Origin of the sequence: Actinophytocola sp., from assembly GCF_035712165.1 — a bacterium.
GTDB lineage: Bacteria > Actinomycetota > Actinomycetes > Mycobacteriales > Pseudonocardiaceae > DASYTH01.
On sequence record NZ_DASTBH010000355.1, the window covers coordinates 1 to 20016 of the forward strand.

The window sequence follows — 20016 nt, forward strand, 5'->3', positions numbered from 1 at the left end:
CCGAAGAGGCCACATGACGACCAAATCCCGCGCCCGACGCGCGCCGACAATCCGCACGGAGACCGACATGGCAACCCTGGTTCAACCGGCCTTTCCCTTCGTCGACGTCCTGGTCGACACCAGCGCGCTGGTGCCGGCCGCGCAGCGCTCGCCGGGCGTGGTGGCCGTCGTCGGCAACGCCGACGGTGCCGCGGCCCCGGCCTCGACGCCGCTGGTGGTCACCAACCATGACGACGTGATCGGCCTGTTCGGCAAGAACAAGGCCGCAACGCCGCTGTCCACCAGCCTGGATCTGGTGCTGGCGCAGGACCCGCGGCCGAGCCGGATCTACGGCGTCCGCACGCCGGCGGCCGGGGAGTACGCGACGGCCCTGGCCGGGCTGGAGGCCGCCGACGACGTCACGTTCGTCTGCCTGGCCGGCGAGTCCGGCGTGGGCAAGGCCACCTCCGGCGGCACGCCCGCGACCGGGCTGCACGCGCTGGCCGAACACGTGGAGACCATGTCGGCCGCCGGGAACCGCCGGATCGCCGTGGCGATGATCGACCCGGCCATCGCGCGCACCGCCACCTATGTGGACACCGTGCTGGCCGCCAACAGCTACGGCTCGCTGAAGAGCGCCACCGGCCGGATGATCCTCGTCGCCGCCCGCGGCGCCACCACCGACGCCGCCGCGGCCACCATGGGGGCGATCGCCGGTTTCGCGCCGAGCACCAGCATGGTGCTCAAGCAGGTGCGCGGCTGCACGATTCCGGTGCAGCAGCAGTACGTTCCGGCGGAGATCACCGGGCTGGCCGCGGCCGGCACGATTCCGCTGATCGACCCGACGCTGGTGCCCGGCTCGGGGCTGTTCATGGCCGACGGCGGCGTGTTCTCCAGCGACGCCGCGCGCAACTACGTCGACGTCATCCGGGTGCTCGACGACATCGAGTTCCGGCTGCGCGCCGGGCTGATCGGCACGGTCGGCGACGCGCGGATCACCAAGGCCGGGCTCACCACCGTGCGGATCCGGGTGGAGGGCATCCTCGGCCCGCTGCAACTCGGCGCGGTGATCGACGACTTCTCGGTCGGCATCCCGCTGCTGTCGATCCTGGCGCTGCCGGAAAGCGCCCGCACCCCGGCCGAGGAGGCCGAGGTGGTGACCGCCCGGCAGACCCGTCAGGTCTCCGTTCTGGTCAGCATCACCTACGGGCCGGCGGTGCACCGGCTCAACGTGACGCTCGCCCCCCAGTTCTGATCAGGAGCAACGATGACCAACCCCGACACCAACTGGAACACCCGGCTCGCCGTGCACTACACCGACGACACCGGCGACCACGAGATCTCGCCGGTCCAGTCGTTCACGCCGACCTTCGCCACCTCCGCCGAACCGCTGCACAGCATCGAGCGAACCCATGTGGGCGTGGTGACCCAGCCGTACGCGCTGACGTTCTCCATGACGGTCAACGCGATCGGGCCGGCGACCGCACAGCTGACCGCGCTAGCGTTGAACGGCACCGAGTTCAGCCTCGCCGTGCAGGAGCGGTCCGGCAACGACTGGTCGTTCTCGACCATCGTGCTGACCCGGTGCGTGATCACCAGCGTGTCGCCGACGGCCGCCACGGTGATGGGCGCCCCGCAGGCCACGTTCAGCGGGTTCTCCATGCACGTCGACGCCACCGATGCCGGTGGCACCAAGACATCCGGCCCGCTGCAGGCCGCACTCTGACCGACCACGGGGGTTCGCGGTGTTCGACGATCTCGCGTTCGAAGACGGCAGCGGCATCGTCGTGCCGCCGGACGGCGACGCGCCGTCCGGGCTGGTGTTGCAGTTCCCGGTGGAGATCGAGGTTCGCATGGTGGCCCCGTACGACCCGGACGAGTTGGTGAGCACCACGCTGGACCGGCTCACCTCGGCGCTGCGGGGGTTGGCATGACGACGGTGCGGGTGCCGGTGCGGATCCGGCTCGAGCTTCCCGGTGACCGGTTCGACGCCGGGCTGCTCGACCTGGTCGGCGCCGCCACCGGCCGGGCGAGCGCCCGCGCGGTGGACCGGGCCGGGCGCACCGTCGCGCGCACCGGGGCAGCCTGGTCCGGCCGGGAGCCCGAGGTGAGTGTCCGGTTCCGCGGCGACCCGGTGCCGGAGTGGGTCGCCGGCCACCTGGAAACGCACGTCCGCGCCGCGGCCGTGCGGGCGGGCCAGCGGCTCGCGGCCGCCGCGCCGGCGAGCACCATGACGGTGACGCCGATCGTGCTGACCAGACAGCTGAGCAGGTTCGGCACGGCGGAGGAGCTGTACCGGGCGCTGGAGCGGTACTTCGCGGGCGAACCGGTCCCGCCCCGGCTGCTGGTGATCGCCGCGGACCGGGCCGGAACGGCGTACCTGTTCCTGGTCGCCGATCAGGCGGTGACCGTGCTGCACGCGATGGCCCAGTGGCAGCCGCAGCCGGACGGAAGGGATGCCGAGCTCGTCACCGGCTACAGTGGACTGAACGCCGACGAGCTGCGCTTCGTCACGGCCGCGGAGACCGAGCCGGCGTTCCGCACCGGGCTCGCCCGGGTGCTGCTCGACACGCAGCGCACGGCCTTCCCGACACTGTCCGAGCAGCGGCTCGCCGCGCAGGCCCGGGACCGGGCCGCGCGCTATCCGTGGCGTGGCCCGAAAACCGTGCTGTACGAGTTCATGTCGCAGGGCAGCCCGATCAAGGCCTACATCTACGTCGGCGACAACGAGCCGACCCGGTCGGCGATACCCGTGGTGACACTGTCCGAGGATGCGCCGTTCGAGCCGGCGGCGCGCACCCGGCCACCGGCCCCGGCGCTGCCGCCGCCCGCCGTCGCGGACCTCGACCCGGACCGGCCGTTCGGCCACGAGCTCGCTCTGGCGGACTGGGATCCCGCCGAGTACGCCGAGCTGAGCGCGCTGATCGACGAGGTGCTCGCCCAGACCGGCGGCGGTGCGCCGCCCCGCTTCGTCGGCTCGTTCGTGCTGGCCACCCTCGCCGGCATCGAACGCAAGGCCGAGCAACTCGGCTGGTGGACCGGATCCGCGGACCGCAAGGCGGAGCTGAAGTACCACGCGCTGGCCGTACAGGCGCTCAACAAGCTGCTGCTCACCTACACCGGGATGGTGTCGCGCCGGGCCCGCGCCGGCACGCTTCCGCCGCCGCTGGCCGGCAACGGCTCGGCCTGGCTCGGCGCCCTGCACCGCGAGTACTTCCCCCGGCGCAGGCGGGTGGTCGCGGCGCTGTTCATCGCCGCCTGCCAGGACGCGCTGCTGGACGTGCTGGAGCGCAGCGCCACGGAGATCGGCCACCGGCTGACCGGCGACGACTGGCTGCCGGCGACCCGCCTGGTGCTGACCGTGCTGCTCGAGGACCTGCCCGAGCTGTACGAGCTGCGCCGCAAGCTGGCCGGCATCAAGGAGTTCTGGCGCACGAGCACCGCCATGGTGCTGGACCTCACCCAGACCTACGAGTTCCAGGGCGCGACGATCCGGTACGAGCCGATCCCGGGCCGCCCCGGAGTCCTGAACCTGGTCGTCGCGACCCGGGACGCGCACGGGGTGCTGCGCACGCTCGACGAGGTCGAAAAGCTGATCAGGGCGCTCATCTCGGAGGCCTTCGCCGCCGACCCGTTCCTGGAGAAGCTGGCCGATCTTCCGGAGGTGGTGGCCAGACTGCGCGCGGCGCAACGGTTGTCCGACCTCGGCCGGCCCGAGGGTGAGCAGATCTCGGCGGCGGTCACCGCCGAGCTCAGGGCGGTGCTCGGCGAGATCAGGGAGCTGAACCGCAAGCACACCAGGGAGGTCCGCGCCGACCGGTCCATCGCCTTCGGCCTGGCCACCTTCGAGGGGAACGCCGCAAGCCCGGTCGGCGCCGACCTGCGCGGCGTGCACGCCAGTGCCGACGCCTGGCTGCGCCAACAGTTCCAGCGCACCGCGCAGCCGGCGGGCGACGAACCGTCCTATGTGGACGAGGACATCTACCTCGACGGCCTTCGCGCCCTGGCCACCCACGAGCTGGCCAAGGACAACTTCATGCACTGGGTGAACATGGTCGGTCTACCGCTGCTGGCGGTGTTCTTCCCGGTCGTGGCCGGCGGGATCGGGCTGGTCCAGGCCGGACTCGGCGCGCGGACCGCGCACGAGCACGTCGAGCTGCAGCGCGGAATGCTGGGCGGCGACGAGATCCTGTCCCGCGCGGACGTCGAGATGGAGAGTGCCGCCGCCGGGATCGGCCTGGGCCTCGGCCTGCTGCCGCTGGTCGGCAGGCTGTCCTCGGCGACCCGGGCGGCGGGGGCGCTCGCGCGCGGGGAGACGACCGCCGCCAGGCTCGCCCGCGAGGCGCTGCTGGAGTTCACCAGCCGCCTCGGCGCCCTCACCGTCCCGCAGCTGACCGCCATGTTCCTGCAGGAGCTCGTCACGGCCAACGTGCTGGGCCTGGCGGTGTCGGAGGCCGTCGGCGCGGTCGCCCGGTCGGTCGCCGAGCAGTACCGGTATCAGGCGGGCGGGTCGCTCGATCCGGACGCGATGCGGGCACTGATCGAGCAGGCGTTGACCGAGGCGGCCGAGCTCACCGAGGAGGCGCCGTGAACGTCCGGGTGGCCGGTACCCCGTCGGCGGCCGCGGTGGCCGCCGCACTGCGCAAGGCGCCGCGGCTGCGGGACGCGATCGAGAGCATCTCCACCAGAGCCGGCATTCCGGAGCCCGTGCTGCGCGCGCACCTCGACGCGTCCGTGGTCCAGGCGCTGGAGCGGCTGGGTGCGCGGTACCTGCGGGAGATGGGTGACGCGATCGAGCAGGTGAGCCAGCTGCGCAGGGCGGTGCACGACTACTACGAGCGCGCCTTCGCCGGCCAGCTGGACACCCCGGGTCTTGCGAAGCTCGCCGAGGCGCTCGACCTGCTCAAGGACCGCACCCGGGAGCTGGTCACGCCGCAGGAGTGGGCTGCCAGGCAACGCCGGCACGGCCGTCCGGCTCCGGCCCCGATGACGAACCTGAACCGGTTCTCGGTCACCGAGAACCGGCCACCCGGACGCCCGGCCATGCGGCTGCCGGCCGGCGACCCGGCCGCCGCGCCACGCTGGGCCACCCGCCGGTTCGAACGCCGGATCGCCGCGCTGCCAACACAGCTGCGCACCGCCATGCTCCGCGCGCGGACGCTGCAGGAGTCCACAGTGGATGCCGTGCTGCGCGGCGAGCACAGCGCCGAGGCACTGCTCGACGATTTGCGGCACGTGCTCGGTCCGGCGGACCTGACCCGGGCGCGGACCGCCATCGAGATCCTCCGCGATCCCGGCCTGCCCTACGCGCTGGGTGGCGGACTGCGCGGCGGTGCGCGACCGAACGCCGCGATTTCCACGATGTACCAGGCATTGCCGCGGACCCAGCGGTCCGCGCTGGAGCGGGCCGCCGCGGCCGACCCGGAGTTCGTCCGGGCCATGGTGCACGGCGAACACGCCCAGGGCACCGTGCGGGACCAGCCCGTGCCGTGGCGGGCCGAGGAGATGGACCGGTTCCTTGCCGACAGCGGGTTTCCCGCGCAGCAGCGGGCCGATCTCGAGAACGCGCTGATCCGGGTCAACCGCGTGCACCGCGGTCAGCGGGCCGACATCGAGGCGGGCGCCGGCACCGGCCGGGACGCGCGTTCCCGGGCCGCCGCGCTCGACGACCAGGCCGCCGCGCTCGGCCTACCGGAGCGCGGCCGGATCGTCACCGCGCTGCGGCGCTCGCCGCTGCTGCGTGACCTCGCCACCCGAAACCCCGCCCAACTGGTGGATCTGGCCAGCGACTGGCTGGTGAACGCGGCCCGGCGGGCGGAGCAGGGCAGGCCGCCGGAGCCGCTCGACGTGTACGTCCGCGACCGGATCATGACCACCCAGATCCGCGGCATGTCCGGCGAGCTGAACGCGGTGTTCCAACTGGCCGACGACCTGTGGGTGCTCAAGGCTCCGGACATCCGGGTCACCGACCCGGGCACCGACTTCATCGTGCTGCACCCGCGGACCGGTGAGATCTGGCTCAGTGACAACAAAACCCTGTCCCAGCACGGGCTCGGCGAGGTGAGCAGCCTGATCCAGAACCTCGGCCGGAACCTCGAGTCCGACGTCGAGGGCCTCGCCGAGGCCGTTGCCGGTCTGCGGGACACGGCGCTGCCCGCCAGGGACCTGACCGCCGTGCGTGGTGCGCTGACCCGGCTGCGCCAGGCCCGCGACCGGGTCGACGAGGTGGTCGGCCGGCTGTCCCGTGAGCAGATCGACGACCCGAGGCTGCAGGCCCGGGTGGCCAGGATCCTCGACGAGCTACGGATCCGGCGAGTGATCACCAACGCCGGCGGCGAGCTGACCCACCTGCAGGCCCGGCTGCAGCAGATGAAGGTGGACCTCGCCGACCTGCGCGCCGTGGACTTCGACGCCGGAATGCGCCCGCTGCGCAAGCGAAAGAGACGCCGATGAGCTTCTTCGAGCCCTACCTGCACACCCCGAGCGCGGTGCTGTCCAGCGGTTTCCGGCTGGTGCCGCTCTGGGCGGTGACCCAGCTGTCCATCGAGTCCGCCTACTTCGTGCCGCAGATCGACGGCACCCGGCGGCGGATCGCGGTGGTCAGCCACGACGACACGATCTCGCTGTCCGCCGTGCTGCTCGGCCCGCTGCGGTTCGCCTGGAAGGTGGCGCTGGAGAGCCTGGCCGAGACCAGCCGGACCACCAGCGGCCTGGTGTTGACCACGACCGCCACCATCCGCACCGATCTCGCCGTGCTGTCGCTGGGTTTCGCCCAGAGCGCGCAACGCCGCGACGCCCTGGACGTGACCCTGAAGATGCTGCACCTGCCCCGTCCGGACAGCCGCGCGAAGCTGCTGGACGTCGCGGCGATCGGCGTGGGTGCCCTGACCGACGCGCTGCCGTTCTGAGGTGAGCCATGCCCACGTTGCCCGCTGTCATCAGCCGACCGCCGCTGGACGACCCGCCGGCGCCGGTGACCGATCCGGCCGAGTTCCTGCTGCGGCTGGAACTGTCCGCCGGGCTGCCGGCCCGGATCGACCTGGATCCGGTGCGCGGCCTGGTGTTGGCCGTCCCGCTCGGGGTGGCCCGCGCGGTGATCGCGGCCGACCCGGCGGAGGTGCTGTTCGACAGCGCGGTGGCTGCCCCCGCCGACCTCACCGCCGGCCGGGACCGGCTGGCCGCCTGGCCCCGGCTGACGCTGGCGCTGACCGGCGCCATCGGCGAGACCGTGCCGGTGCTGCCCCGGATCCCGGTTCGCTTCGGTTCGCCGGGCGCGGCCGCCGTCGAGGTCACCGTGGACCGGTTGGTGATCACCGCCGGAACCCTGCGCGGTCCCGGCCGGTTCGGCAGCCGGATCGAGCTGCGCTGGCGGGATCTCACCGTCGCCCCGGACGCCGGACCACCGCAGCCGCAAGGCGACCCGAGCATCCCGGTGCCGTTCGCGCTGCCCGGACCGCAGGAGGGACGCAGATGAGCCTGCCCACCGGAATCCTCGGTCCGGCCGAGTTCGCCGTCGGGGTGGTCCCCGCCTGGGCGCTGGTGTTCCGCGACGCGACCACCGACCGACAGCTGCGCCTGATCAGCAGCGACAGCTACGTCGGTTCGGTCAGCGCCACGCTGGCGTCCGGACTCGCCGGCGGCAGCTACGAGATCGTCGTCGAGGGGCTGACCCCCGAGGACTACCAGGAGATCCGCCGCCCGCCGCTGACCGCCGACCTGCACCTGTGGTGGCAGGACGCGCCGGGCGGCCGGCGCGGCGGGCTGGCCCGGTTCACCGGCCTGAACAGTTCGCTCAGCGCGACCACACCGGACCCACCGGAGGACAGCCTGGTCGCCCGGTTGCGGGTGGAGCGGCTGTGGCGCCGGCCCGGCCAGCGCCGGATCGAGGTGGTGGTCGACGCGGTGGAACTGGTGGTCGGCCGGCTCGCCGAGCACTTCGTGGCGGGCCGGTGCTTCGCCACCCTGCAGCGCGCCGTCGACGTGGTCACGGCCGGCGTGGTGCCGGTGGTCGGCTACGGCCTGGCCGCCGCCGAACCCGTTGCGGGACAAGCCGACTTCGCCACCACCCCGCCGGGCAACGCGCTGACCGCCATGACCGTGCTCACCCGGCAACTGCAGTCCGCGCTGCGGCTGGCCGGGCAGCCGGTCGCGATGATCCGGGACGGCCGGCTGCACCTCGGAAAGTGGACCACCAGCGCGCAACGCACCGGGCTGGACCGGATCCGCTCGCTGGCCGACGACAGCGGCCTGCTCAACATCGAGCGCGGCGCGGCGGTTCCGCGCGACTCCCGGGTGCCGCCCGTCCTGACGGGCGGCCCGGCCCCGCCCCGGCAGAGTGTCGCCGTCACCGCGCTCGGCCGCCCGGACCTCAAGCCCGGCGACACCGTGCGGCTGGTGCTGCCGCCCGAGGACTTCGCCGCCGGCGATCCGGCCACCTGCCGGATCGTCGAGGTGAGCCACCAGGTCTCGCGGGAGAAGGGTTTCCTCACCCGGTTCCGCGCGGTCCTGCTGACCGGCGCCGATGACGGCTGGGACAGCATCCCGGCCAGGGCCGACGGCGAGAACACCACGCCCCGCCAGCCCGCGGTGCCGTTCGCCGACAGCGCGCACGGAGCCGCCAGCACGGTCGGCGGCGTGATCACCGACCTGGTCTCCCGGGCCGTCGGCGAGGTGCGGTCCCGGCCCGCGATGATCCACGACCACGCGGTGTCGCAGGACTCGCCCCGGCACTCGAGCGATGTCTGGTACGCCACCACGGTCGCCGACGGCCACCCGGGCGCGGCGCAACGCGCGCCCATCACCGCCGATGCGCACGCCGAGGTGGCGCAGGTGCCGTACCTGACGCCGTTCGCCTGGGGCGGGTTCGGCCTGGTGCTGCCGCGCTATCCCGGCACCCGGGTCGTGCTGGCCAACGTCGGCGGCGGTCCGGGCGACTTCGTCGACGTCGGCGCGCTGTGGCCGCGAAACGGTGGCCCGGCGGCGAAACCGGGCGACTACTGGCTCGCGCTGCCGGTGGCGGTCCCGGACCGGGAGCACCTGCGCGACCCGGACCGGCCACTGCCCGACGACGGCCCGGCCACCCACGACCTGATCGACGCCGACGGCACCCGGGTCATCGAGACCGCCCGGTTCGTGCTGCGGGTGACCGACCGGCTCACCCGGGTGCCGGACCGCCCGGCGCCGGACGACGACCTCGGCGACGGCACCGTGCTGATCGAGACCCGGTCCGGCGACGGCACCCCGGCGCGGATCACGCTCTCCGCCGACGGCGCCGTGACCATCTCGGCGCGGTCCATCACGTTCGACGCCGAGGACCAGATCGCGCTCAACGCCAAGGATGTCCGGGTCACGGTCGACGGCACCATGGACGTGAGCTGATGTCCGCGCCGGTGACGACCAACGGATCGGTGCTGTGCGCGCAGGGCGGCAGCACCCCGCTGACCGAGGACGGGCCGCTCACCGTGCAGCAGGGCACGGTGCTGCCGTTCTCCGCCGTGGCGAACTTCGGGGTCTACGCGGGCTGCGTGTTCGGCTCGCCCCCCGGCTCGAACCCGTGCACGACCACCACGCCGGACCCGCCGCCGAACCCGGGCCGGTCCGGCCGGCTCACCGTGCGCGGCGAGCCCGTCCTGCTCGACGCCCTGACGGCCAGGTCCGCGCCCGCCGGCACCCCGGTGACGGTGACGGCCGGCCAGACCAAGCTCACCGCCTCGTGAAGGAGATCCGATGACCACCCCATTGCCCCCACCCGCCGTGCCCGGCGACGACTCGGCGGTGCGGCGGCGCGCGCTGCTCGGCGTCGGCCTGCGGGCCGATCTGGCCGGCCCGGCCGACACCGCCCGCGACCTGGTGCTGCACCGGGGCCCGGACGGCGTCGACGTGGCCGTGGTGGACGGCGTCGCCGCGCTCGGCCAGGACCTCGCGGTCGGGCTGACCACGTTGCGCGGCAGCGATCCGTTCAACCTGCGGTTCGGTTTCCTCGGGCTGAACCCGATGGTTCAGGAGACCTCCCCGGTGCTGGCCCGGGAGGGGCTGCGCAGCGCGGTGGTCGAGTTGGTGGCCGCCGACCCGCGGGTGCGCCGGGTGGTCGACCTGTCCGCCCCGAGCCCGCAGGACGACCGGGTGTCCCGCCGGCTGGACGTGACCGTCTCGTTCGAGGCGGTCACCGGTGATCCGGTGACCCTGGACGTCGGCGGGCTGGCCTCCGGCGCGCCGTTCGGGGTGCTCGGCACGGCCGGTGTGGAGGGTCCCCGGTGAGTGAGGCCTCGCTTGACCTGACCGAGGTGCTGGCCGTCGACGAGTCGGTGACCCGGTCCACCGGCAGCGCCGCGTTCGGCGTGACGCCCGCCGGTTTCCTGCCCAAGCCGTTCACCCGGCTGCTGGCCGAGAAGATCGCGCTCGCCCAGCGGTTGATCGACCCCGACCTCGACCTGTCCAGCGGCAGCGTGCTGCGCAAACTGCTGGAGGTCACCGCGCTGGAGGACGCGCGCACCTGGGCGTCGCTGGCCGCCGAGTACGACGACGCCTTCGTCGTGTCGGCGCGCGGCCGTGCGCTGTCCGACCTGGGCGCCGAACTCGGCATCACCCGGCCGTTCCTGACCGCGACCGGCACCGTGACGCTGACCCTGTCGGCCGCGCTGCCGGCCGGGATCACCCAACTCGTGCTGCCCCGGGGCGCCCGGCTGGCCACGTCGGGCGGGCACCGGATCGCGCTGGCCGCCTCGGTGCGGCTGGCCGCCGGGGCGAGCACCGTGGCGGCACCGGTGACCAGCTTCGACCCCGGCCCGGTCGGCAACCTCGACCCCGGCGCGACCGACGCCGGCGGCGGTCACCCGCAGCGCATCGACCGGTGGGAGATCGCCGACGACAAGCTGGCCGCGATGCTGGCCGCCGACGCGGCGGCCGGGCTGCCCCCGGGCGCCTCGGCGACCGGGCAGGGCCTGGTCCGGATCAGCCACACGGAGGCGCTGACCGGCGGCAACGCGCAGTGGGACGACGAGCGCTACCGGGCGCTGCTGCTGGCCGCGCCCCGGTCGGTGTGGACCCCGGAGGCGATCGCGGCCACCGTCGCGCTGGTGCCCGGCGTTCGCCAGGTCGCGGTGCGCGACGGGTGGGGCGGGCTGGACCTGTCCCAGTCGGTCTTCGGTGAGTTCGACTTCGCCGAGCGGCTCTTCGCCGCCGACCGGGACCTGTCCACGCCGTTCTTCGTCACGGTCCTGGTGGCCCCGACCGAGGCGGCGATCTGGGACGGGGTGACCGGGCTGCGGGCCGCGGTGCAGGAGGCGATCCGGGACGTGCGCCCGGTCGGCATCTTCCCCGAGGTGGTGCGGGCCGAGCAGGTGTTCTTCAGCGTCCGGGCCGACGTGGTCGTCTCCGGGGTTCCGCTGCCGTCCGGCTCGGTGGCCAGCCGCAACTCCAGCCCGAGCGCGCTGGCGCTCAAGCAGCGGCTGGCGGCCCGGCTGCGCGCCCTGGTCGACGGGCTGCGGCTGTCCCAGCCGGTGCGGTCGGCTGCGGTCAGCGCGGCGCTGATGGCCGAACCCGGCGTGGTGGACGTGGTCAACCTGCACCTGGTCCGGTTCCCGAACCCGGTCGACCGGGTGGGCTCGGGCGGCTCGGTGGACTCGCCCAACCAGGAGCTGGGACTGGAGGAGAACCTCACGCTGGCCGCCGACCAGATCGCGGTGTTCGTCGACGCCCCCGACCTTCTGACGGTGCGTGACCGATGACCGGGTCCCCGCTCGACCCGGCCCGCGTCGGCGCCGGCTCGCTGGCCGCGGCGGCGGCCGAGCTGATCGGCCCGCTGGCCCCGGCCGCCACGCCCCGCCCGCTCGACCTCCAGCCCGGCGCGCCGAAGCAGGCCCAGGCGGTGGTGGACACCGTCACCCGCTACCCGCTGGTGTTGGTGACCCTGCTGACCGATCTGGACGACCAGGAGCTCACGGTCACGCCCGGCACCGCGCCCGCGCTGACCTTCGCCCCGTACAGCGCGGCCGGCTCGGCACTGGTGGCCGTGGTGCCGCCGGTGGACGCCGGCGGGACCGCGACGCCGTTCACCGTCACGATCTCCGCTCGACGCGCCGGCGTGTCCCTGGACTTTCCGGAGCTGACCGGCGCCGTCCGCGTCGACCTGGTCCAGGGCGTGCTGGGCCGGCTGCTGACCGTCCTGCTGGACGAGAAGTCCCGGATCCGGCGCACCGCCCGGCAGCTCCGCACCCTGCGCGCGCTGGCCACCGCGGGCGGCGACGCGCTGGACCGGATCGGGGTGGACCTGTCCTGCCCCCGGTTCGCCGACGAGCTGTTCTGGGACGCCACCCGGCAGAGCCCCGGCACCCGGCCCCTGCAACCGCCCGGAACCCTGGAGGACGACGCGTCCTACCGGGCCCGGCTGCGAGTGCTGCGCGGGGTGCGGCTGCCCAGCCCGCCGTGGATCGACTCGGTGGTCAACGGGTTCCTGGCCGACGTCGGCGTGACCGGCCGGGCCGTGATCGACGAGGTGGTCAACCCGCAGCAGTTCGCCCTGCGGCTGATCGCGCCGGGCGACCCGGAGGCGGTGCCGGACCTGCTGGACGCGATCCGCCGGGTGCAGCTGATCTGGCCGGCCGACAGCCCCACCGGGGACACCCTGCACGAGCAGCGGCTGCTGCCCCCGGCCATCGCGAAGCGGGTGAGCGCCCAGCGGGCGGCGCTGGCCACCTGGCAGCTTCCGGACGGTCAGCCGGTGGCGCCGGCCCTGGCCGCGGCGCTGACCACGCTCGACGACCGGTGCGTGCGGTTGGGCGCCCGGCCGTGGCCCCGGCTGCTCGCCGGGCAGAGCGACGACGGCGGCTCCCGGTTCGAGCTCGGGCTGGGCGCCCGGCTGGCCGCCCCGGTGGCCGCACAGCTCGACGCCGCGGTCGCCGCCGCGACCGCCCTGCACGACCCGGCCCTGGTGCCCAGGCCGCGGTCCGAGGACCCGGCCGGCGCCTGGCTGCTGAACGCCTGCGGGCTGCGCACCGCCGAACGGGACAGCGACGGCACCGTGTTCGTCAGCACCGTGCTGATGGGTCCGCTGGTGCTGGACGTCGACCCGGACCCGGGACACGACGTGCCGCTGACCCTGACCGCGCGGCTGGTCTCGGCCGCCGACCCGGACCACGACGTGCCGATGGTGGCGGTGATCCAGGCGCTCGCTGCCGCGGCGCTCACCCCGGTCGCGGCGCCGGCCACCGTGCTCGCCGGCGCGCGGCCGGTCACCTCGGTGCCTGGCCTCGCCGAGGCGCTGACCAGCCGGGCGCTGCCCGGGGTGACCGCGGTCGCGGCGTTCGCCCAGCAGTTGGGCGCCACCTCTGGCCGGGACTACGCGATCTTCGACCTGGGCGCGGCGCGCACCGCGACCGTGATCGCCACGCCTACCGCACTCAGCCCGATCCTGGCCGCCGCGGTGGCGGGCGGCGCGAGCAGCGTCGTCGGCCTGGCCACCGCCGCCGGCACGCTGGCGCTGATGTTCGGGGTGGCCGGTCTGCCGTTGGCCGGCAGCAACCTGTCGGCCCGGCACACCCTGATCCACCGCTGGCAGGTGCGCGCGCTGCGCTCGCTGACCCCGGCGCAGGTCCGCCCGCGGCGCGGTTCCCGGGTCACGGTCGCCTTCCCCGGGCAGGGCGTGAGCGTGGTGTCCTGCCTGGTCAGCCAGCACACCGGGGCGAACGAACCCTACGAGTGGCGCCCGGCGCTGCCCGACGGCGCGCTGCTTTCGCTGCGCCAGTACGAACATCTGCTCAACATCGTCGAGCTGGTGACCCCGGTGGGGGTGCGCGCCGACACCTTCGCCATCCGCCGCCAGCACGTGGACGTGGACGGCTCCGGCCGGGCCACCGGCCTGTCACCCGCCGCCGCCCGGTCCTACCGGCACTACCGCCTCGCGCGTTCCGCGCGGGCAGGACAAGGAGAAAGCTGATGAGCGAGCGGGAAAGCGGCGAGCGGGAGCAGGTGGTGTTCGGCGTCCCGGCCCAGGCGCTGGTGGACGCCCTGCGCGGGGCCGGCATGGCCGACGCCGACGTGGTCGCCGTGGTGGGCCGGGGCATCGCGGCGTCGGCCGGCGTGACCGTCGAGGCGGACCGGCCGCCGTTCGTGTTCCAGACGCAGGTCGCCCAGACCGCGCCGGACGTCGAGCTGAGCTTCGTGCGCACCTTCACGCATCCGGACTTCATCGACGGCGTCACGGTCGTGCAGGCCGCGGCCACGCCCGAGGAGATCGGCTTCAACCAACGGTTCCACGCCATCGAGTCCGATCTGGACGACATCTCCGACGACCTGCACACCGCCAGCAACGGCGTCGCGGAGCTGCGCCTGGAGCTGTTCGGCATCGTCCAGGAGCTCCAGGTGAAGATCACCGAGATCGAGGCCCGGATCGACGCCAAGGACAAGGACAAGGAGAAGGAGAAGGAGGGCAAGGACACCAAGGAGAAGGACAAGGACGGCCAGAAGGACGGCAAGGACAAGGAGGGCAAGGACGGCAAGGACGATCAGAAGGACGGCAAGGAGAAGGAGAAGGAGAAGGACAAGGAGAAGGAGGGCGAGAAGGACGGGCACAAGGAGTTCGCCGACCTGACCGACGCGCTCCCGGCGGGGTCCGATGTGGACGAAGGGTCCGGCACCGGCGAGCGCACCTTCATCACCTTGGAGGAGCGGCCCGAGGTCGGCCGGCCCGCCCTGTCCGACCCGGACGGGGACGAGTGAGATGTGGCTGATCCTCGCCCACGCCAACGACCTTCCGGCCCGGACCCTGGCGCACCGCTGGGCCGGCCGGGCCGTCCTGCGCACCCCGGCCGAGCTGTGCCGCGACCGGTGGACCCTGGAGCTGGACCCCGAGGGAACGGTGCGCACCAGCACGACCGGGGAGCCGGCCGCCGTGGTCAGCAGGCTGGGCGTGGTCACCGCGGCCGACCTGCCCGGGGTGCATCCGGACGACCGGAGCTACGCCGCCGCCGAGTTGACCGCGTTCCTGATGGCCTGGCTGGACGCCTGCCCGGCGCCGGTGCTGAACCGGCCCACCGCGGGGTCGCTCAACGGGCCACCCTGGCACGCCGAGCAGTGGGCGGCCGCGGCCGAGTCGGTGGGCCTGCGACCCGCGCCCATCCGGCGCCGGGTCGGCGGTCCGTCCCGACCGGAACCGTTGTGGCACAGCATGATCTACGCCAACGTGGTCGGCGACTGGTGCTTGCGCGACGTGCATCCCGCGGTGGGGGAACGGTTGTGCGCGCTGGGCCGGCTGGCCGGCACGCCGCTGCTCGGCGCGGCCGTGTCCGGTCCCGGCCGGGACGCCCGGGTGCGGGACATCTGCGCCTGGCCGGACCTCGGCGTCCCCGCCGTGGCCGACGCGCTGGCCAAGACGTTGGACCTGGTCGGAGTGCGCGCATGATCCTGCTGTGGGGCCTGATCCGGGACCGGCCGATCGCCGCGGTGCGCGACCGGTTGCTGCGGATCGGCGCCCCGGTGCGGTTTCTGGACCAGCGGCGGGTGCTGGACATGACGGTGCGGCTGGACACCGGCGCCGGCAACCGGGTTCTGGTCGGCGACGAGGAGCTTGACCTCGACCAGGTGCGTGCGCTGTACCTGCGCCCGCACGACAGCACCCGGCTGCCGGCACTGCGCGGCCAGCCGCGCTCGTCGGTGCAGCGGACCCACGCCACCGCGGTGGACCTGACGCTGAACGCCTGGGCCGACCGTACGCCGGCGTATGTGCTGAACCGGCCGCGGGCGGCGGCCAGCAACGGGTCCAAGCCGTTCCAACTGCGTGCCGTCGCTGCGGCCGGGTTCCGGGTGCCGCGGACCCTGGTCAGCACCGACCCGGACCGGGTCGCCGCGTTCGTCGCCGAGCACCGCGACGTCATCGTCAAGTCGGTCAGCGGGGTCCGCAGCCGGGTGCGCCGGGTGGTCGCCGCCGACGCCGCGCGGTTCGCCGCCGTGGCCACCTGCCCGACCCTGTTCCAGTGCCGGGTTCCCGGGGTGGACGTGCGGGTGCACGTGGTGGGCGCCAGCGTCTTCGCCGCCGAGGTGGACAGCGCCGCCGACGATTACCGCTATGCCCGGGTGCAGGGCCATCCGGACCCGAAGCTGACCGGGATCGAGGTGCCGGACGAGGTCGCGCGGCGCTGCGTGGCGCTCTGCGCCGCGCTCGACCTTCCGGTGGCGGGCATCGACCTGCGCCGCACCCCGGACGGTGAGTGGTACTGCTTCGAGGTCAACCCCTCGCCCGGGTTCACCTACTACGAGTCGTCCACCGGAGCGCCGATCGCGACGGCCATCGCCGGGCTGCTCGCGGCGGCGGCCCTGTGCTGAAGGAGACTTCCCCATGACGGCAACACTTCCCGTCGCCCAGCAGACCCGGTTCGGCCGGGCCGGCGCGTTCACCGTCGAGCTGTTCTCCCCGACCGAGGTGGCGCGGACCGTCGCCGCGATCGAGGACGTGCCGGACCGGCTGCGCCGGGAATGCTGGCGGGTGCCCGGTTCGAACGGCATGGCCACCATCGGCGAGCCGCTGTACCGCAACCGCGAGCGGTTCGGCTACTACACCGACCGGGCCCGGGCCGAGAACCACGTGCTGTACCAACACTTCCGGCTCGCGCACGACCGGGTGGCGGCGTTCTTCGAACAACGCTACGGCGCGCCCGTGGTCTACGCCCAGGAGCTTGCCGTGCCCGGGTTCCACGTGTTCGACTTCGAACGCCCCGGCGACTTCGACGGCGGCGGCTGGCATCTGGACCTGCTGCACACTCAGGTGCCGTACTTCGCCGGCCGGCACTTCCGGATCGCGGACGTGGTCAACTTCACCGTGCCGTTCGAGGTTCCGGACGGGGGCAGCGGCATGGACCTGGAGGACGACCTGCCCGGCGCCCGGGCGCCCGGCGGTGGCGCCGCCGTCACCGTGCCCTACCGGCCCGGCACCATGCTGTTCACCGAAGCCGAGCACTGGCACCGGATCGGCGCCTCGCACTGCCACACGCCCGGCCAGCGCCGGATCACCCTGCAGGGCCACGGCGTCCGGCTGGACACGCACTGGCTGCTGTACTGGTAGTCAGGGTTTCCGCAGTCCGTCCAGGGTCACCGTCACCAGCCGGCGGATCGCCTCGGTGGAGGTGTGCCCGGACGCCGCGGTGAGCGCGTGCGTGCAGTAGCTCGCCAGTTCGTCCGGGGTCACGTCGTCGCGGATGTCGCCGTTGCGCGCGCATTCGGCGAGCAGGTCGCGGATCATGCCGTGCAGGTGGTCCTGGGCCTCGGCCATGTGTTCGCCCCGGTGCAGCACGGCCGCGGACTTGGCGGAGTGCTGCCGGTGTGCCTGATGCGCGAGCACCGCGTAGGAGCGCAGCACGGCGGCCAGCCGCTCGATCGGAGTGCCGGGCTGGTCACCGGTTTCGCCGAGGTAGGCGAGATGCTGGCCGATCTGGCGTTGGTGCCAGGCTTGCAGCACCGCGTCCACGTCCGGGAAATGCCGCGCCAGCCGGGCCTCGGGGATCCCGGCCTGCTCGGCGATCGCCGCCATGGTCACCGTGTCGAGCCCGCGCTCGTGCACCAGCGCCGCAGTGGCGTCAAGGATCGCTTCGTGTGTCTCGCGACGATGCTCTCCGACCAGTTCCACCCACGGTTTCGGCACCCACCCACTCTAACGCGCACCCGCCGTCGCCAGACCGCGATCCTAGAACGACGCGCTGCCGTGCACCGGGTCGGCGGCGTCACCGGACAGGTCCATCGGGGTGCCGCGCGGGCCGTAGTGGAACAGCGGCTCGCCTGCGCCGTCGTTGACGGTGGCATACGCCTCGTAGGCCGGGAACCCGTTGACCTGACCGTTGAACGAGATCGTGTGGCCGGTCAGGTCGATGGTCACCGTGCCGTTGTAGTCGATGTCCGGGGAGCCGCCGAAGCAGGGGTTGCTGGTCGCACCGGCCAGGTCGAGGTGGATGTTGTCGCCGTGCTGGCGCAGGTTCGACCACGCCATCCGGCCACTGGGCGCGGTGTCGCGGCATTCCTCGTCGCCGTCCTCGCAGTCGTACTCGACCGACTCGCCGCAGTAGTGCACCTCGTGCAGTTCGCCGGTGCGCAGGTCGAGCCGGAACTCGGAGTGCGCCCGCGCCGAGGCGCCGATGTCGGCGCTGAACTCGCGGTCGTCGGTGTGAAAGCAGTCGTTGAACCACTGGCTCGGCCCGGGCAGCAGGCGGTGCCCGGCCGCGGCGCCCCGGCCGTCGACGTTGCCGTGGTAGCTGCCGGGGATGAACACCTTGAGCCACACCTTGACACTGTGCGCGTCCGGCCAGTGCGTGCTGGCCGCCCGGGTGTCGATGCCGGTGGCCGGGTCGTCGCCGTGCGGCTGGTCCAGCGGAACACCGGCATCGTGCGGGTCGCCGCTGTGCACCCCGGCGACCGGATCGGCGATGGGTTCCGCCTGATGCCTCGTGCCGTGCCCGTGTTCCGAGGCGTGTCCGGAATGCCCGCCGGTGTGGTGCCCCTCGCTGGGTCCGTGCCCGGCGGGAACCAGCCGGCCCCACACCGCACTGTCCACATGGGAGCCGCCGCCGAGGCCGTTCTGCGAACGGAAATGCTCGACCGCGTTCGCGGTGGCCTCGTCGAACTCACCGTTCTCCGGCACCACCGACTGCTGGTAGTGCTGGTTGAGCATGCGCTGCAGGTACTGCACCCATTCCGAGCTCTGTCCCGGTGACAGATCCGGCTCGCCCGCCATCGTCGTTCCTTTGCCGTCGTAGTGATCGTTTTCCTACCCGGCCAGGCGCGTTCCTGGCCAGTGCGTAGCGCCGTCGCCCGGCATCGGTGCCGGCGTGCACGAAACCGCCCAGAAAGCCCAGCCACACCCCGAACCGGGCGGTCCGGCTCGCCGGCGCCTGGTACCGCAACTGCCGAACCACCCGCTCGGCCCGCACCGGCGCGACCAGACCGCCGATCGCCGCGGCCGCCATCAGCCCGGCGAATCCCACGGCCGCCCATCCCAGGGCGGCCACGGTGCGCCCGGAATACTCCAGGGACCGCCCGACCAGCACGAACCCGGCGTAGCCGAGCAGCAGCGCCGTCCGGGCGATCTCCGCGCCGCCGGCCGGACCCTCGGTCAGCGACGCCCAGCAGCCGCAGGACGCGCCCCGACGCACCGCGGCCACCACGAACCCGAGGAACCCGACGAACGTCAGCACGGTCGCCGTCGCGATCCAGACCGGCCACCGGCCGCTCACCAGCGCCGCCGCGAGCGCGATCTCCCACGCGCCGAGTGCCCGCACGCCCACCAGGATCACCGTGTCGCTGGCGAGGTCGCGGCGGCGAATGACCCGGCGCACCGCACTGCCGGCGTACCGCGGCGCCACCACCTTCGGCACGCCCGCCGCGAACAGCAACACGCCCAGCAGCACCGCCAGGCCCGCGACAAGATCATCCACGGTCGTGACTATTCTGCGCACCCCGGACCAGACAGAAGGTACGCCCAGGCGCACTTTCGGCCCCCCGCCATGCCCGAAGGTGCACCCTGGTCATTCAAATAGCAACCCTCGGTCGACCATTAAACAACCGGTTCACGCCAGCCGGACGGGGGTCTCCGACGGGCTGTTTGGGCTATTTACTTGCCGTCTTGACGGAACTACCTTGCCATTGGGGTGATGCTGGTAAACCGGCTGTCACCCCCTTAACGATAACCGAGCGTGTCCAGGTGGGAGGTGCCCTATGCGTAACAACGCGAACGGCTCGGCGTAACCAAATCACCGTCGGCGACGAAAGTGCCGACCGGTAATCACTGTGGGCCAGCGGGAAACGCTGGTCCTATGTTTTTCCGGCCGGTGCGCCCCGATCCGGGGCGCACCGGGTTCGCGACGTGCGGTACCCCAGCATGGGCACCAGGGTGGCCACCAGGTAGAGGCACCCGGCCAGCAGGACCGCGGTGTGCAGGCCGAATGCGGCCACGGCGGCGCCGCCGAGTGCGCCCCCGATCGGGAACCCCGCGTAACAGATCGCCGCGACCAGGCCGAACACCCGCGTCTGGAACTCGTCCGGCACCCGCTGGTACAGCGT

The 20016-nt window shown here is 73.3% G+C and carries 20 protein-coding genes; 16 read left to right on the forward strand and 4 right to left on the reverse strand.

Annotated elements, in window-relative coordinates:
• Nucleotides 1-67 precede the first annotated feature (67 nt).
• Genes VFO68_RS19770 through VFO68_RS19845 form a run of 16 tightly spaced genes read left to right on the forward strand, consistent with a single transcriptional unit; the run spans nt 68 to nt 17032 of the window.
• Nucleotides 68-1234, forward strand: a complete 1167-nt coding sequence (locus VFO68_RS19770) for a hypothetical protein (RefSeq protein WP_325159810.1) — start codon at nt 68-70, stop codon at nt 1232-1234.
• 12 nt (nt 1235-1246) lie between these two features.
• Nucleotides 1247-1705: a hypothetical protein gene (locus tag VFO68_RS19775; protein WP_325159811.1), complete on the forward strand. Its 459-nt coding sequence runs from the start codon at nt 1247-1249 to the stop codon at nt 1703-1705.
• 19 nt (nt 1706-1724) lie between these two features.
• Entirely contained in the window at nt 1725-1913 is a 189-nt protein-coding gene (locus VFO68_RS19780; RefSeq protein ID WP_325159812.1) for a hypothetical protein, read from the forward strand.
• A complete protein-coding gene (locus tag VFO68_RS19785) occupies nt 1910-4570 on the forward strand; it encodes a hypothetical protein (protein WP_325159813.1) in 2661 nt (886 codons plus the stop codon). Before VFO68_RS19780 ends, VFO68_RS19785 begins: the two co-directional genes overlap by 4 nt.
• Nucleotides 4567-6432 carry a hypothetical protein gene (locus tag VFO68_RS19790; protein WP_325159814.1) on the forward strand — a complete coding sequence of 622 codons (1866 nt, stop codon included), beginning with the start codon at nt 4567-4569 and terminating at the stop codon, nt 6430-6432. Before VFO68_RS19785 ends, VFO68_RS19790 begins: the two co-directional genes overlap by 4 nt.
• Nucleotides 6429-6887: a hypothetical protein gene (locus VFO68_RS19795; RefSeq protein WP_325159815.1), complete on the forward strand. Its 459-nt coding sequence runs from the start codon at nt 6429-6431 to the stop codon at nt 6885-6887. The genes VFO68_RS19790 and VFO68_RS19795 overlap by 4 nt, the downstream gene beginning before the upstream one ends.
• An 8-nt stretch (nt 6888-6895) precedes the next feature.
• Complete coding sequence (locus VFO68_RS19800; protein ID WP_325159816.1) at nt 6896-7453, forward strand: hypothetical protein; 558 nt, start codon at nt 6896-6898, stop codon at nt 7451-7453.
• Nucleotides 7450-9357, forward strand: coding sequence for a hypothetical protein (locus tag VFO68_RS19805; RefSeq protein WP_325159817.1), 1908 nt, complete (start codon nt 7450-7452; stop codon nt 9355-9357). The genes VFO68_RS19800 and VFO68_RS19805 overlap by 4 nt, the downstream gene beginning before the upstream one ends.
• Nucleotides 9357-9695 carry a hypothetical protein gene (locus tag VFO68_RS19810; RefSeq protein ID WP_325159818.1) on the forward strand — a complete coding sequence of 113 codons (339 nt, stop codon included), beginning with the start codon at nt 9357-9359 and terminating at the stop codon, nt 9693-9695. The genes VFO68_RS19805 and VFO68_RS19810 overlap by 1 nt, the downstream gene beginning before the upstream one ends.
• 10 nt (nt 9696-9705) lie before the next feature.
• Entirely contained in the window at nt 9706-10236 is a 531-nt protein-coding gene (locus VFO68_RS19815; protein ID WP_325159819.1) for a hypothetical protein, read from the forward strand.
• Nucleotides 10233-11705: a baseplate J/gp47 family protein gene (locus tag VFO68_RS19820; protein ID WP_325159820.1), complete on the forward strand. Its 1473-nt coding sequence runs from the start codon at nt 10233-10235 to the stop codon at nt 11703-11705. The genes VFO68_RS19815 and VFO68_RS19820 overlap by 4 nt, the downstream gene beginning before the upstream one ends.
• Nucleotides 11702-13912 (forward strand): hypothetical protein, encoded by a 2211-nt coding sequence (locus VFO68_RS19825; protein ID WP_325159821.1) that lies wholly within the window; start codon nt 11702-11704, stop codon nt 13910-13912. Before VFO68_RS19820 ends, VFO68_RS19825 begins: the two co-directional genes overlap by 4 nt.
• Nucleotides 13912-14694 (forward strand): hypothetical protein, encoded by a 783-nt coding sequence (locus VFO68_RS19830; RefSeq protein ID WP_325159822.1) that lies wholly within the window; start codon nt 13912-13914, stop codon nt 14692-14694. Before VFO68_RS19825 ends, VFO68_RS19830 begins: the two co-directional genes overlap by 1 nt.
• A gap of 1 nt (nt 14695) precedes the next feature.
• The gene (locus VFO68_RS19835) at nt 14696-15376 is read left to right on the forward strand and encodes a hypothetical protein (RefSeq protein ID WP_325159823.1); all 681 of its coding nucleotides are present in this window, start codon (nt 14696-14698) and stop codon (nt 15374-15376) included.
• Nucleotides 15373-16296: a RimK domain-containing protein ATP-grasp gene (locus tag VFO68_RS19840; RefSeq protein ID WP_325159824.1), complete on the forward strand. Its 924-nt coding sequence runs from the start codon at nt 15373-15375 to the stop codon at nt 16294-16296. Before VFO68_RS19835 ends, VFO68_RS19840 begins: the two co-directional genes overlap by 4 nt.
• A gap of 13 nt (nt 16297-16309) precedes the next feature.
• Nucleotides 16310-17032, forward strand: coding sequence for a hypothetical protein (locus tag VFO68_RS19845; protein ID WP_325159825.1), 723 nt, complete (start codon nt 16310-16312; stop codon nt 17030-17032).
• Here the strand turns inward: VFO68_RS19845 and VFO68_RS19850 are convergent, their stop codons facing one another.
• The 4 genes from VFO68_RS19850 to VFO68_RS19865 all read right to left on the reverse strand — a co-directional run.
• The gene (locus VFO68_RS19850; protein WP_325159826.1) at nt 17033-17608 is read right to left on the reverse strand and encodes a TetR/AcrR family transcriptional regulator; all 576 of its coding nucleotides are present in this window, start codon (nt 17606-17608) and stop codon (nt 17033-17035) included.
• A 42-nt stretch (nt 17609-17650) separates the two neighbouring features.
• Nucleotides 17651-18691 carry a DUF3238 domain-containing protein gene (locus VFO68_RS19855; RefSeq protein WP_325159827.1) on the reverse strand — a complete coding sequence of 347 codons (1041 nt, stop codon included), beginning with the start codon at nt 18689-18691 and terminating at the stop codon, nt 17651-17653.
• Nucleotides 18582-19391: a MauE/DoxX family redox-associated membrane protein gene (locus VFO68_RS19860; RefSeq protein ID WP_325159828.1), complete on the reverse strand. Its 810-nt coding sequence runs from the start codon at nt 19389-19391 to the stop codon at nt 18582-18584. Before VFO68_RS19860 ends, VFO68_RS19855 begins: the two co-directional genes overlap by 110 nt.
• Nucleotides 19392-19767: 376 nt before the next feature.
• Nucleotides 19768-20016 (reverse strand): hypothetical protein (locus VFO68_RS19865; protein ID WP_325159829.1); only part of this gene is annotated, 249 nt, incomplete at its 5' end.

Coding starts and splice junctions, on each gene's coding strand:
- VFO68_RS19855 (WP_325159827.1), bottom strand. CDS start 18,691: ATGGCGGGCGAGCCGGATCTGTCACCGGGACAGAGCTCGGAATGGGTG.
- VFO68_RS19785 (WP_325159813.1), top strand. CDS start 1,910: ATGACGACGGTGCGGGTGCCGGTGCGGATCCGGCTCGAGCTTCCCGGT.
- VFO68_RS19795 (WP_325159815.1), top strand. CDS start 6,429: ATGAGCTTCTTCGAGCCCTACCTGCACACCCCGAGCGCGGTGCTGTCC.
- VFO68_RS19845 (WP_325159825.1), top strand. CDS start 16,310: ATGACGGCAACACTTCCCGTCGCCCAGCAGACCCGGTTCGGCCGGGCC.
- VFO68_RS19770 (WP_325159810.1), top strand. CDS start 68: ATGGCAACCCTGGTTCAACCGGCCTTTCCCTTCGTCGACGTCCTGGTC.
- VFO68_RS19825 (WP_325159821.1), top strand. CDS start 11,702: ATGACCGGGTCCCCGCTCGACCCGGCCCGCGTCGGCGCCGGCTCGCTG.
- VFO68_RS19835 (WP_325159823.1), top strand. CDS start 14,696: ATGTGGCTGATCCTCGCCCACGCCAACGACCTTCCGGCCCGGACCCTG.
- VFO68_RS19840 (WP_325159824.1), top strand. CDS start 15,373: ATGATCCTGCTGTGGGGCCTGATCCGGGACCGGCCGATCGCCGCGGTG.
- VFO68_RS19815 (WP_325159819.1), top strand. CDS start 9,706: ATGACCACCCCATTGCCCCCACCCGCCGTGCCCGGCGACGACTCGGCG.
- VFO68_RS19805 (WP_325159817.1), top strand. CDS start 7,450: ATGAGCCTGCCCACCGGAATCCTCGGTCCGGCCGAGTTCGCCGTCGGG.
- VFO68_RS19800 (WP_325159816.1), top strand. CDS start 6,896: ATGCCCACGTTGCCCGCTGTCATCAGCCGACCGCCGCTGGACGACCCG.
- VFO68_RS19830 (WP_325159822.1), top strand. CDS start 13,912: ATGAGCGAGCGGGAAAGCGGCGAGCGGGAGCAGGTGGTGTTCGGCGTC.
- VFO68_RS19810 (WP_325159818.1), top strand. CDS start 9,357: ATGTCCGCGCCGGTGACGACCAACGGATCGGTGCTGTGCGCGCAGGGC.
- VFO68_RS19775 (WP_325159811.1), top strand. CDS start 1,247: ATGACCAACCCCGACACCAACTGGAACACCCGGCTCGCCGTGCACTAC.